This window comes from Brevibacillus fluminis (assembly GCF_003710825.1).
In the GTDB taxonomy this organism is placed as follows: Bacteria; Bacillota; Bacilli; order Brevibacillales; family Brevibacillaceae; genus Brevibacillus_D; species Brevibacillus_D fluminis.
This window is the reverse complement of record NZ_RHHQ01000007.1, coordinates 80,632-93,239: the sequence shown is the minus strand read 5'-3', so window position 1 is coordinate 93,239 and position 12,608 is coordinate 80,632. Positions and strand designations below refer to the sequence as shown.

At 50.4% G+C, this 12,608-nt stretch carries 14 protein-coding genes and 1 other annotated feature; of the genes, 4 read left to right on the top strand and 10 right to left on the bottom strand.

Features of this window, described 5'->3' with window-relative positions; genetic code table 11:
- Positions 1–99 precede the first annotated feature (99 nt).
- From rpmI to ytxC, 4 genes are all read right to left on the bottom strand, one after another.
- Entirely contained in the window at positions 100–297 is a 198-nt protein-coding gene (gene rpmI / locus EDM56_RS07295; protein ID WP_122917240.1) for a 50S ribosomal protein L35, read from the bottom strand.
- A 28-nt stretch (positions 298–325) separates the two neighbouring features.
- Positions 326–829: a translation initiation factor IF-3 gene (infC, locus tag EDM56_RS07290; RefSeq protein WP_183192368.1), complete on the bottom strand. Its 504-nt coding sequence runs from the start codon at positions 827–829 to the stop codon at positions 326–328.
- A 253-nt stretch (positions 830–1,082) separates the two neighbouring features.
- The gene (thrS, locus tag EDM56_RS07285; protein ID WP_183192337.1) at positions 1,083–3,002 is read right to left on the bottom strand and encodes a threonine--tRNA ligase; all 1,920 of its coding nucleotides are present in this window, start codon (positions 3,000–3,002) and stop codon (positions 1,083–1,085) included.
- A 41-nt stretch (positions 3,003–3,043) separates the two neighbouring features.
- Positions 3,044–3,294, bottom strand: a binding site (T-box leader).
- Between the two features lie 13 nt (positions 3,295–3,307).
- A complete protein-coding gene (ytxC, locus tag EDM56_RS07280) occupies positions 3,308–4,186 on the bottom strand; it encodes a putative sporulation protein YtxC (RefSeq protein WP_122917238.1) in 879 nt (292 codons plus the stop codon).
- A gap of 185 nt (positions 4,187–4,371) precedes the next feature.
- Between ytxC and EDM56_RS07275 the strand changes: the two genes are divergently transcribed.
- On the top strand, positions 4,372–4,572 hold the full coding sequence (locus EDM56_RS07275) for a hypothetical protein (protein WP_148040365.1): 201 nt from the start codon (positions 4,372–4,374) through the stop codon (positions 4,570–4,572).
- A 43-nt stretch (positions 4,573–4,615) separates the two neighbouring features.
- On the opposite strand, the gene EDM56_RS07270 is transcribed toward EDM56_RS07275, so the two are convergent.
- From EDM56_RS07270 to EDM56_RS07255, 3 genes are all read right to left on the bottom strand, one after another.
- Positions 4,616–5,818 carry an Ig-like domain-containing protein gene (locus EDM56_RS07270; RefSeq protein ID WP_122917236.1) on the bottom strand — a complete coding sequence of 401 codons (1,203 nt, stop codon included), beginning with the start codon at positions 5,816–5,818 and terminating at the stop codon, positions 4,616–4,618.
- A gap of 147 nt (positions 5,819–5,965) precedes the next feature.
- A complete protein-coding gene (gene mqnC, locus EDM56_RS07265) occupies positions 5,966–7,072 on the bottom strand; it encodes a cyclic dehypoxanthinyl futalosine synthase (protein ID WP_122917235.1) in 1,107 nt (368 codons plus the stop codon).
- A gap of 478 nt (positions 7,073–7,550) precedes the next feature.
- Complete coding sequence (locus EDM56_RS07255) at positions 7,551–7,772, bottom strand: hypothetical protein (protein ID WP_122917233.1); 222 nt, start codon at positions 7,770–7,772, stop codon at positions 7,551–7,553.
- 132 nt (positions 7,773–7,904) lie between these two features.
- Between EDM56_RS07255 and EDM56_RS07250 the strand changes: the two genes are divergently transcribed.
- The 3 genes from EDM56_RS07250 to gerQ all read left to right on the top strand — a co-directional run bounded on the left by EDM56_RS07250 (position 7,905) and on the right by gerQ (position 9,519).
- The gene (locus EDM56_RS07250) at positions 7,905–8,477 is read left to right on the top strand and encodes a YqaA family protein (protein ID WP_122917232.1); all 573 of its coding nucleotides are present in this window, start codon (positions 7,905–7,907) and stop codon (positions 8,475–8,477) included.
- A 113-nt stretch (positions 8,478–8,590) separates the two neighbouring features.
- On the top strand, positions 8,591–9,013 hold the full coding sequence (locus tag EDM56_RS07245; RefSeq protein WP_122917231.1) for a cell wall hydrolase: 423 nt from the start codon (positions 8,591–8,593) through the stop codon (positions 9,011–9,013).
- Positions 9,014–9,090: 77 nt separating this feature from the next.
- Entirely contained in the window at positions 9,091–9,519 is a 429-nt protein-coding gene (gene gerQ / locus EDM56_RS07240; RefSeq protein WP_122917230.1) for a spore coat protein GerQ, read from the top strand.
- Between the two features lie 133 nt (positions 9,520–9,652).
- Here gerQ and EDM56_RS07235 read toward each other — a convergent pair whose 3' ends face one another.
- Genes EDM56_RS07235 through EDM56_RS07225 form a run of 3 tightly spaced genes read right to left on the bottom strand, consistent with a single transcriptional unit; the run spans position 9,653 to position 12,593 of the window.
- On the bottom strand, positions 9,653–10,378 hold the full coding sequence (locus tag EDM56_RS07235) for a glycerophosphodiester phosphodiesterase (protein ID WP_122917229.1): 726 nt from the start codon (positions 10,376–10,378) through the stop codon (positions 9,653–9,655).
- A gap of 36 nt (positions 10,379–10,414) precedes the next feature.
- A complete protein-coding gene (locus tag EDM56_RS07230) occupies positions 10,415–11,755 on the bottom strand; it encodes an ABC transporter substrate-binding protein (protein ID WP_122917228.1) in 1,341 nt (446 codons plus the stop codon).
- 19 nt (positions 11,756–11,774) lie between these two features.
- Positions 11,775–12,593, bottom strand: a complete 819-nt coding sequence (locus EDM56_RS07225) for a carbohydrate ABC transporter permease (protein ID WP_425456289.1) — start codon at positions 12,591–12,593, stop codon at positions 11,775–11,777.
- Positions 12,594–12,608: the final 15 nt, after the last annotated feature.

Sequence of the window (12,608 nt, the reverse complement as noted above, 5' to 3'; positions counted from 1 at the left end):
TCCTGATAATTCGAGCATGGCGGTCACAAGGACACTTAGGGAGCGCATGCTGCGTAGAATGGATTTTTGCAATGCAAAAACTTAACCTGCCTGAGTAGCTTACAGGTATGTAAGCATTTGCTCAATGCGTTTTTGGTCACCTTTGGAAACGAGAGCAGCTTTGCGCAGATGGCGCTTCGCTTTTGTCGTTTTGTTAGCGAACAAATGGCTTCCGAAAGCACGGTCACGTTTCAGTTGACCTGTACCAGTCTTTTTGAAACGCTTCGCAGCGCCTTTATGGGTTTTCATTTTAGGCATAATGACATCCTCCTGTCTTGAGTCAGTGTTACTTCTCTGCTTTTGGTGTAAGAATCATGATCATGCTGCGACCTTCGATCTTTGGCTTACGCTCAACCGCTGCGATATCCTCGCATAGAGTCGCGACACGTTCAAGAACCTGTTGACCAATTTCAGAGTGAGTGATTTCACGGCCGCGGAAACGGATCGTGCATTTCACCTTGTCTTCGTCCTCAATAAATTTGCGGACGTTGCGAAGCTTCGTTTGGAAATCGTGCTCTTCAATGTTAGAAGAGAAGCGAACTTCCTTCAGCTCAATAATTTTTTGATTCCGACGTGCTTCTTTTTCTTTCTTGGCTTGCTCGTACTTGAACTTACCGTAGTCCATAATCCGACAAACGGGCGGTTTCGCAGTTGGCGCTACGTTTACGAGATCCAACTCCGCTTCTTGCGCGATGCGCAATGCTTCCCGAATGTTTACAACCCCAAGCTGAGCTCCGTCTGCTCCAATCAATCGAACTTCACGAGCACGAATCGCTTCGTTGACCAACATTTGATCCTTGCTAATACTTGCCACCTCCGTCATCTTTCGAGACAAAAATAAAATGTGCGGACGCCGGGGCGCCCGCACACAACTCACCTAGCAAGAATAACAAACGAATCGAATTCTTAGTAGAGAGATACCCGTAAACAATCCGAAAGGACGTCTAGTCAGGTGAGAAGCTGGGCGCTTCTTCTTGTTCTCGAAATATGATGTGTTCATTCACTTTTTCTATATTACTCGTGTCCAGTCCCAATGTCAAGGACTACTTACGGCTTGCAATCTCTTGGGAGATTTTCGCAATGAAGTCTTCTGTCGTGAATGCGCCCTCGTCGCCTACGCCGCGTTTGCGCACGGACAAAGTGCCGTCCGCTGCTTCTTTTTCCCCGATGACCAGCATGTACGGGATTTTGGAAACTTGCGCTTCGCGGATTTTGTAGCCGATTTTTTCATTGCGTGCATCCAACTCAACTCGTACACCTGCGAGGATAAGCTGTTCTTTCACTTTTTCCGCATACGGCACGTGCACTTCATTGATGGTCATCAAACGCACCTGTGTCGGAGCGAGCCATACCGGGAACGCACCTGCGTAGTGCTCAACCAAAATACCGAGGAAACGCTCCATCGAGCCGTACATCGCACGGTGCAAAACAACCGGACGGTGCTTCTCGTTATCTGCACCAACATAAGTCAGGTCGAATTTCTCTGGCATTTGGAAGTCAAGCTGAATGGTTCCGCATTGGTGGCGGCGTTTCAGCGAGTCTGTGATTTGGAAGTCGATCTTCGGACCGTAGAAAGCGCCATCCTTGTCCTTGATTTCATACGGCATTTCCAGCTCCTCCAATACTTCACGCAAGGAGCCTTCCGCGATTTCCCACAGCTCGTCGGAGCCCATCGAGTCTTCCGGACGAGTGGAAAGTGCCACCGTATATTGGAAGCCGAACACGTTGTAAATGGTGTCGATCAGCTTGATCATTCCTTTGATTTCGCTCTTGATCTGGTCAGGGCGAGCAAATACGTGAGCATCATCCTGACAGAACGTACGCACACGGATCATCCCGTTGAGCGCACCGGAATACTCATGGCGATGCACTTGGCCAAACTCCGAATAACGGATCGGCAGATCGCGGTAGGAATGGTTTTTGTTTTTGTAAATCATCATATGGCCTGGGCAGTTCATCGGTTTGAGAGCGAATTTAGCATTCTCTACCTCGGAGAAGTACATGTTCTCATGGTAGTGATCCCAGTGACCGGATTGCTGCCACAAACGTTCGTTCATCATGAACGGTGTGCGCACCTCAGTGTAGCTCGCCAGCTGCTGCAAGCGGCGGGAGAATTGCTCCAGCTCATTGCGAACTGTGAAGCCGTTTGGCAAGTAGAATGGCATGCCTGGCGCTTCCTCGGAGAACATGTAAAGCTCCAGCTCTTTACCCAGTTTGCGGTGGTCGCGTTTTTTCGCTTCTTCGATAAAATGGAGGTATTCATCAAGGTCTGCTTTTTTCGGCCAAGCGGTGCCGTATACGCGCTGCAGCACTTGGTTATCCGAATTCCCGCGCCAGTATGCGCCTGCTACGCTCATCAGCTTGAACGATTTGATGACACCAGTAGACGGCAAGTGTGGTCCGCGGCACAAGTCGAAAAATTCGCCTTGCTCATAAATTGTGATGACGGAACCCTCTGGCAAGTCGCGGATCAGTTCCAGCTTGAGGTGATCGTTCAGCTCTTGGAAGGTAGCCAGCGCTTCCTCGCGGGATACTTCTTTGCGGCGAATCGGCAAATCTTCCTTGATGATTTTTTCCATTTCCGCTTCGATTTTCGGCAGATCTTCCGGGGACAGCTGGACAGGCAGGTCCATGTCATAGTAGAAACCGTCTTGGATCACCGGACCGATCCCGAGGCGAACTTCTTTGCCGTAAATACGTTTAATCGCTTGCGCCAAAAGATGCGCCGTGCTGTGGCGATATACTTCCAGGCCGTCTTCCGAATCGAGCGTCACGATCTCAATCGCTGCGTCTTCATTTACCTCTGTATACAGATCAACCACTTTGCCATTCAGTTTGCCGGCAATCGCTTTTTTCTTTAGGCTTGTGCTGATGGAACCCGCGATGTCTTCGATTGTTACGCCAGCCGAAAACTCGCGAACGGCGCCATCTGGAAAAGTCACTTGTACGTGTGCCACTTTCATAACTCCCTTTCAAAAGTAAAATAAAAAAAGCCCTCAATCCCAAAAGGGACGAGCGCTTTGTTCTCGTGGTACCACCCTAGTTCAGATTGATTGCGGACGTCTCGCAAACCAATCCCTCTAAAACGGATAACGGCCGTGGATCCGGCAGCCGATACTTGACGGTCTAAAAAGACCGGTTCCCGACTGCTGCTCAAAGGGGGTAGATCGTTACTCTTTCGCGGCGGGCTCACAGCCAAAGGCCCGCTTCTCTGGAGCGTCCAACTAACGTCCATGTCCTTTTCATAGCATGTTTGTTGAATTCTTATTCATCTATTATATGTGAAAGGGTTGTTGATCGTCAAGCGCAGGCAATGAGCGCAGGCGGAGCATTGCGAAATTCGCTCTCCGTACAAACTAACTAACGTCTGCATCAGCATTTGCTGATCATCGAGCGAATGCAGGACAATCCGTTTCGGAGCTAGCGTCATTAGCGCGCTGATCAAAAAATCCTCATCACGGTCATGCCCTTCTCCAGACAAACGTAGATGATCGAGCTGCGGCAGGATGACGGGCTGTTCATTATGGTCATACAGCAAAAACTCTTGGTTTTCGCTGGCGACAACATGTATAACCTCGCACTGCGCTTCCTGAATGGAGATGAAGTGACGCAGCAGGGCGACGAATTCTTTGTACTGCTTTTCTTCCAAAAATTCGTCAATCGCCGAGATCGTTGCTTCTTTCAGCACCTGTACATACTCTTTTAAACGGAAACGGATAAAGCCGCCAAGATTAAGGCTGTCCTCTTGATCAAGGTACTCGTACACCTTTTTATAAATTTTGGCCCTTTGCACGTCCGCATGATCCACCTGCAGAAACGGGCGGATGTCTTCTGTGGATTCGATTTGTCGGAGAGCGCATTCGCGTTTGAGCAGATAATCCGTCAATTCCGGCTCCACCGCGCGCACAACCCATTCGGAGATAACGATCGCAACGAACGAGCGCACAACATCCCGGGTTGCCAGCGTATACTCGCCGCTGCTCCATGCCGAGAACGTGAACCGTTCCAGCTGCCCCAGCTCCTGTTCACGATGATGAATCATGACAGGGTCCGTACAGACTTTTTGACTGACCGAGACGATGCTTGAACGAAATGCCGCATGAAGAACCGGGGTGCCTTTGTTCAGATAGACTGATATCGTTTGCACACTGATCACCGCCAATCGTCGTGTACTTACAGTATATGTACGGGTAGGTGCGATATACTTTCAGAGTGGATGGTAAATTCATCTGACTTTCGCTTGTGTATAGGCTTTGGGGGTTAGACGGGGATTTTGACAAGAAAGTTCCACAAAAACATGACAAAGCCCGCAAGGGGGTCGAGGTGAACGGCTTGGACGAAAAAAATGAAAACTGCGCCCCAAATGCCACACGCTGCGCGGCGGAAGCATCTCAGGACGTAGATGTGGCGCAAAGGCGTTTTCATTTTTTCTCCCAAGCCTGGCTGGCATTGTCAAAGTTTTTGTTCCACTTTCTTGTCAAAATCCCTTCGCTGCTGGGAATCCCCCTCATTCATATGAATTTTGGGGGATAAAACAAAAAGAAATCCCACATTTTATGGGATTTCTTTTTGTTTGTTATTTTTTTACTTGAACTGTTACTTGTGCGCGTTTGCCGCTGTAACTTGCGGTGATTGTCGTTACACCTTTTTCTTTCGCTGTGATGGTGGCGTTGGCGAAATCAGCGATTGTTTTTTTGCTGTTGGTGTATGTCGCATCTTGGGTGATGTCGGTTTCCGTTTTGTCATTATAGATGGCGACGACTTTGATCGTCGCGGTTTGGCCTGATTTGAGCTCTACTTTTGTCTTGCGCTTTCCGCTTTCGTCACGGATTTCGATTTTGGACAGCTGTTTTTCTGCCTCTGCTTTGATTTCTACGCGAATGAACGCGGTTTGACCGCCGTAGCTGGCGAGCGCGAGGGGGTTGCCTGCCGCGATTGCCGTCAGTTGACCGGCTTTCACCTGGAGGCGCGTGTCGTCAGAGCTTTTCCAGTCCGCTTTGGCGGTGACATCCTCTGTCGTTCCGTCCGTGTAGGTGGCGGTCAGCTGCACAGCTTTGGTTTCGCCGACTGCCAGTTTGACGCGGTCTTGCTTCGCGACGAGTTTTTTCAGTTCGCGCTCAGCGACCACTTTCACTTCCAGCTTGACGAATTCACCACCATAGCTCGCGATGATCCAGGCTTGTCCCTGGCCTTTTGCCGTCACTTGGCCGTTGTTTACTTCCACAACCGCTTTCGGAATTGCGACCCATTCCGCTTTTGCCGTCACATCTTCTTTTGAGCGGTCTTTGTATTCTGCCGTCAGCTTCAGCTGTTTGCTATCCCCTGCGAGCAGCGTCATGCTTTTCTCGTTTAGGCTTAGCTTGTCCAATCTTTTTTCCGCCGGGCTAGTAACTTTTACGACGCTTATGGCCGTGTACGCCCCGTCGACAGTGGTAGCGGTGATAAATGCCTCACCTGCAGCCTTGGCTTTCACGGAAACGGTCAGATTGTCCGATTGATCGGATGTTACGACACTAGCGATCGACTCGTCGGTGGATGCCCATTTTACCGCTTGATTCACCGCATCGGCCGGCGTAATGGTGGCTGTCAGGGAGCCGACATCTCCAACATTTAGCGTAAGTCCGCTTTTGGACAACGAGATGCCGGTTACCGGGGTTCCTACCTCTTGTTGCTGCCCTGTGCCATCTTCGCCTGCCGCACTCGTTTGCGCAAATCCGATTTGGGTAAACCCGAGTGCCACGAGCAGAATGGCAAGAAACGTCATTTTGATTGCTTTCACCCTTCTTCTCCTCCTTCAAAACGTCCTCATTACTGTATCGGCAGCAGATGCCGGTACGATCACCCTTTCTTTTCCAAGCGGCATGTAAAAAAACGCCCTTGCCGACGCCATCTATAAATAGCATCAGGAAAGGACGTTTTACACGAATTAATTTTGCATTGAAAAATCGACTTCCGCCTGTTCGCCTTCTTTGAACACGCGAAGAATATCGTATTTGGTATTGCGTTGTGCAGGGATTTTGCCGCATTCGCGAATCAGCTGCAAAATCATGTTCGTGTTCATTTTATAGGAGCAGCTTGCTGCGGATACGACGTTTTCTTCCATCATGGTTTGGCCGAAATCGTTCGCGCCGTAGGACAAGGAAAGCTTGCCGATCTCAGGCCCCATGGTCACCCAGGACGCTTGCAGGTTCTGAATGTTGTCGAGCATCAGGCGGGAAATCGCCAGCGTTTTCAAATATTCTTCCGGTGTGTTGTTAACGGCCTTCATGTTGGTATTGTCCGGCTGGAACGTCCATGTGATGAACGCTGGGAAGCCGCCTGTCTCATCCTGTGCCTCACGGATACGCAGCAAGGACAGCACGCGCTCCTCCATCTCCTCGCCAAAACCGATGACCATCGTTGCACTGCCTGGCAATCCTGCACGATGCGCCGCTTTTTGGATATCGACCCATTCTTGCCAGGAGCCTTTTAGGCGAGAAATCTTGCGTCGCGTCCGGTCGTCGAGGATTTCGCCGCCGGCGCCCGGCAACGAATCGAGTCCCGCTTCTTTCAGCTGTTTGAGCACCTCTTCAATCGGCAACCCGGAAACTTGCGACATTTTCGCAACTTCTGCCGTTGAGAAGGAATGCATCGTGATTTGCGGATAATGTTTTTTGATTTTGCGCAGGAGATTCAAATAATACTCGAATGGCAAATCCGGGTTGGTCCCGCCTTGCATCAAAATCTCCGTGCCGCCGACATCGATCGTTTCCTGAATCTTTTGCAGGATCACCTCGTCAGGCAGCACATAGCCTTCCTCGGAGCCTGGCGCCCGATAAAAGGCACAGAATCGGCAGTAGGTGTCGCATACATTCGTATAGTTGATGTTGCGGCTGATAACGAATGTGGCGATTGGATCTGGATGCAGGCGCTCCATCACCTGATTGGCGGCATGACCGATTTTTTCAATCTGGTCGCTTTCAAACAGCGCCAAGCCATCCTCCAGTCCTAAACGTTCCCCCGCGATAGCGCGAGCTAATATGTTGTCAATCACGGAAGTTCCTCCTCTCACTTAATTCCCTCTCTCATCCTAACATATCCGTCCAAATGATAGCTATGGAAATCCGGCGGTTGAAGTGTAAGTCATTTTAGTAAGTTAACTAAATTGTTGCATTTTCGGAGGTTGATTTTTTACCTTTGATGTGAGGTCGGCGGTTAGCTTTGGTGGAGGGGAGGGGATTTTGGCAAGAAAGTTACACGAAAGACATGACAATGCCTGCTGGGGGTCGGGGTGAACGGCTTGAGCGAAAAAATGAAAACTGCGCCCCAAATGCCACACGCTACGCGGCGGGAGCATCCCAGGATGTAGATGTGGCGCAAAAGAGTTTTCATTTTTTCGCCCAAGCCTGGCTGGCCTTGTCAAAGCTTTCGCTCCACTTTCTTGCCAAAATCCCTTCGCTGCTGGTTCAATAATGGAAAAAAAATATATTAAAATATAAAACCTGTCCGCAGACAGGTTTTTTTCTTACTTTTTATGATTCAAAGCCAATCGATTCGAAAATTTCCGGCTCCCAATTGATAATGCATTGCGCTAGTGGCATGTTGATTTCGCGGGCGCCGTTTGGCTTTCCGTTGAAATAGATGATTTCCGTGACCGTGACGCGTTCGCCGCGGATCAAAATCTCTCCTTTAAGTGTAACTTTTACCCCATCTGGTGCGTAAAATATGAGTTGTCCCGATCCGATATCCTTCATTGCGCCCTCCCAAAAAGTTGCATCTATTCTAAATAGTAGATGAGACAGCTGGTGAGCGTCAATGCAAACGTTCTAATGATTGGACAAAACCTGTATAATAGCCGTAAGAAGGAAAAGAAAAAGGAGAAATCCATGTTCGATTCAATCGTCCAATTATTTATGCAATACGGCCTAGCCGGTTTGTTCGCTTTGTCATTTCTCGATGCGATTGTTCTGCCCGTTCCACCTTTTTTCCTGCAAATCGCGATGAGCCTCATCGAACCGGAAGCTTCGCTGCGGATCGCGACCGTTGCGTTTACCGGCTCTGTGCTTGGTGCGCCGATCGGATACATGCTTGGAAAATGGCTGGGAAAACCGCTGATGCATAAATTGGTTCCGGCCAAATGGGCCAACAAAGCGATGGAGATGTTTGAAAAAAATGGCGACGCGGCTGTGATCATCGGCTCGTTTACGCCGATTCCCTTCAAGGTTTTCACCATTTTGAGCGGCGTCTTCAATTTTTCGCTGACGCGCTTGATGTTCTACTCCATTCTGGGTCGGGGCTCAAAGTTTTTCTTGATCGGCACATTGTTTCACTTTTACGGAAAACAGGCCAAGGTGCTCTTGGACAATTATTTGGAGGTATCCCTGCTCGGCGTTGCGGTAATTTTGGCAGCAGGCTGGTACATCCTTAGCAAACGAAAGCAAAAATTTTTATCAAAATAAACCTCTCAGCCCAAAAGCGACGTCTTTTGGGCTGTTCTTTTGCCCTCGGTCATTCACCTATTTTTGACACCCCAATATATTGATAAGGTATTGCGGATACAGGGGGTGAGATCATGGCCGTAATCAAGGTGAACTCGTCAGTTGTTGATCTCTTGGCAAGGCTGTTGCGGGCTGAAGCAGAGGGTGAAGAGGAGCTGGGCCAGCTGATGGTGGGCAATGTCGGTGTCAACCGGATTCTCGCCAACTGCTTGGATTTCAAAAATATCCGCACGATGCGACAGATGGTCTACCAATCACCCGGTGGCTACGAATCTGTGACGAAGCCGTATTTTTATCAGCGGGCTCGCGAAAGGGAAAAACGTCTGGCGCGGCGTACCATCAATGGCGAGTGGACTCATCCGGCAACCAATGCCCTATGGTTTTACCGACCGACAGGGGCTTGCCCTGATACCTGGTGGGATCAGCGCAATTCAGGGCGCTACAAAGCTCACTGTTTCTTTGTACCGACTCGGGCAGACTGCCCGCGGGTGTTCTGAAGAAAAAAGCATGCCCCCGCAACTTGGTAGAGCCAAAGCCGCATAAAGAAAACCATTTCTTCAAGGGAGAGAGTTTCATGTCGAAGAGTAAATCAAGCTCAAGCACGCAATTCGTCAGTTATCCATATCAGCCTTATGATCCGAATCAACTGTATGCTCAGACTTCCCCGCCATTCCAAACTATGCCACAAAATCCAAGCGGTTCATTCATACCTGGAGCTCCGGGCACCCAGCCTGCGCCTTTCATCGAGGAATCGTATGTCGAGAACATTTTGCGCATGAATTTGGGCAAAGTCGCAACGCTGTACATGACGTACGAAAACAACAGCCAGTGGAATGCCAAAATTTTTAAAGGCGTTGTGGAAGCAGCTGGCCGCGATCACATCATCATCAGCGACCCTGCCACCGGAAGACGCTACCTGCTCTTAACAGTCAACCTGGACTACATTACCTTCGACGAGCCGCTCAACTACACTCGTCCGGCACTGCCACCCGGCGTGCGGTAACGATCGGGTTAATCTGCCGTTTCACAGCGAGAAGCTATGGAGCGGCTTTTCCACGAAGAAAAAGCCTTGCTCGTGCGCTTGTTATCGCGCCAGCAAGGCTTTTTGCTTACTCATGATTGTTTACGCCTGTCCCTTAAGCCGGCAGCAAGCCAATCATACGATCAGGATGGTTGGTGCAAACATGGATATCAGGATGGTACGCCAGCACGGTCTCGATACTTTGCTCGTCGTCCACCGTCCACGCCAGCACCTGATAGCCTTGTTCGTGCATATCGCGCACAAACGGCGCCGTCACATACGGATAAGCGATAGAGATCACGGTCGCGCCCGTCTCCCGCAGCTGTTCGGTAAGCAGTGTCGGTTTGCCATAAATGATCAGCCCGGTGGTGAACGACGGATCAAGCTCATGCACCCGTTTGATCACCTCATGATCAAAGGACGTGATGATCACCTCTGCCTGCATTTCGTGGCGCGTGACCAGCTCGACCACTTTTTGCGCCAGGTCGGGATAAAGGTCGCCAGCAGTTTTCAATTCGATGTTCAACATGCATCTGCCGCGTACGGCCATCAGCACTTCTTCAAGGGTCGGCACACGTTCTCCTGTGAACGCAGGGCCAAACCAGCTGCCCGCATCAAGCGACTGGATTTGCGCAAGCGTGTGCGCCTTGACCGGGCCTGCGCCGTTTGTCGTCCGCTCGAGGGTGAAATCATGCATCAGCACGAGCTCGCCATCTTTGGTGACCTGCACATCGATTTCAATCGCCTGAACACCCGGTTCACCCAATGCCAGTTGAATTGCTGCCATCGTGTTTTCCGGCGCCTTTCCTGACCAGCCGCGATGGGCCATACATACATGCATAAGTCGCCTCTCCTCTCTCTCCATCCGGAGTCGTGCTTATTTTTTCAGCAGCTTTTCGCCTTTTTCCGTAATGGCTTTCATCGCTTCATCCGGTGTGGATTGGCCAAGCATCGCGCGCTGCACTTCTTTTTGGATCACGTCCTGCAGCTCTTTATAGCCAGGCACCATCGGACGGGCATAGCCGTATTGAAGTTGGTCAACCGCTACTTTGAAGTTCGGATTTTTATCGTAGAAGGCTTTCATTTCCGACGAGTCAACCGCTTCTTTCGTAACTGGCATATAACCGGAAGCGATCGACCAGTCAACCGTTTGCGGCGTATCGGTCATCCATTTGAGGAATTCCCACGAAGCTTTTTTCTCCTCATCCGTCGATTTGGCCAAAATCACCAAATTTGCACCGCCAGTCGGCACACCGAAGTTTTTGTTAGCTGGCAAGAACGCTGTTCCCATTTTAAATTTTGCATTTTTGCCCAGCTCGCCGAGCGACCCCGTCGTGGAATAGATCAAGCCGACTTTTTGGTTAAGGAAATCTTGCTCCGCCACATCCCATGAATCGTAGCCTTCACCCGGCGGGTTTTTCATACTGCCGTCTTTCACCATTTTCGACCAGAGCGCGATCGGCGCTTTGCCCGCTTCATTGTCGAGGGTCACTTGCTTTCCATCCTCGCTCAAAATCGTACCGCCGCTTTCGAAGACGCTCGCTTCATAGAACCAGATGTCGACCGGTGTGGAGAAGCCGTAACGGACGTTTTTGCCGCCCTCTTTTTTAGCCAGCGCGCTGGAGAAGGACTTCAGCTCATCCCAGCTTTTCGGGCCTTCTGGGTTGAGGCCTGCGGCTTTCAGCATGTCCTGGTTCACATACATGATTGGCGTGGAACGATTGAACGGAACGGCGTACAATTTGTCTTTCCAGTAGGAATTTTTCATCAGTCCGTCGATATATTTGCTCTCCTCACCCTGGGAATAAGGTCCGAGGTCAGTCAACACTTTGGCGTCGGCAAAAGCGCCGATCGAAGCGATCTCTACCATTGTAATATCAGGCTGATTGCCTGCCGCAACCGCCGCGAGCACCTTGGAATGGTTTTCGGCATAGGAGCCTTGGTACGCCGCCTTTACCACGATGCCAGGATGGCTTTCATTGAATTTTTTCACCATCTCCTCGATTTTTTTCCCTTTTGCTCCGCCAACCGCATACCAGAAATCCAGCTTGACCGGCTCCGTGCTTGCAGGCTGCGCACTGGTTTGCGTCGAGCTATTGCCCGATGATTGTGGCTGAGCCTGCTGCTCGGCTCCTTTGGTCGCACACCCCGTCATCAAGGTCGTCAATCCTACTGCCAGCACACATGCGAGCGTCCCTGCTTTTTTTGCCATTTTCATTCTTGATTCCTCCACTCTTTTATTTGGATTGGTAGACAAACGCCTGAATGATTTGGCGCTGTGCCAGAAAAAACACGATGAGAATCGGCAAAACCAAAATCAAGTTGCCCGCCATCATCACATTCCACAAGGTGCCGCCGTCCGACATATGTAGATTGGAAATTCCGATCGGCAGCGTTCGCACCTCGTCGCTGTTGGTCATAATCAGCGGCCAGAAATAGTCATTCCAGTGGTAGATGAAGCTGAAGAGCCCAAACGTCACCAAGACCGGTTTGGCCATCGGTACCATGATCGTCCACATGATTTTCCACTCGGAGGCATCGTCAAGCCGAGCTGCCTCAATCACCTCGTCAGGCACCTGCATGAATGCTTGGCGGAGTAGAAATATTCCGAATGCGCTGGCAGCGGATGGCAATATCAACGCCCACAGCGTATTCACCAGCCCCCAATTGCTTAGCTCGATGTAGATTGGCAAAAAGACGACTTGGCTCGGAACCATCAGCACGATTAGCGTCAAGGCGAACAACAGATTACGCCCGGGGAACTGATAACGTGCAAAGGCGTAAGCGGCTGGCACGCCGATCAAAAATTGCAGCGCCAAAATGCCAAATGCGACGATCATGCTGTTGATGATGTAGGTGAGAAACGGACCAGAATTCCAGGCATCCGCGAAATTCACCCATTGCCAAGAAGTAGGGAGCAGATTGGGCGGAAATTGATGCACCTCCGGCATTGTTTTGAATGCGGTCGAGGCCATCCATAAAAACGGGAAGACGAACACCAGACCGACGATCACCAGACCGATCCACTCCACGGTTTTAAACGCCCGCAGTGCGATGCGACTCACACGCAT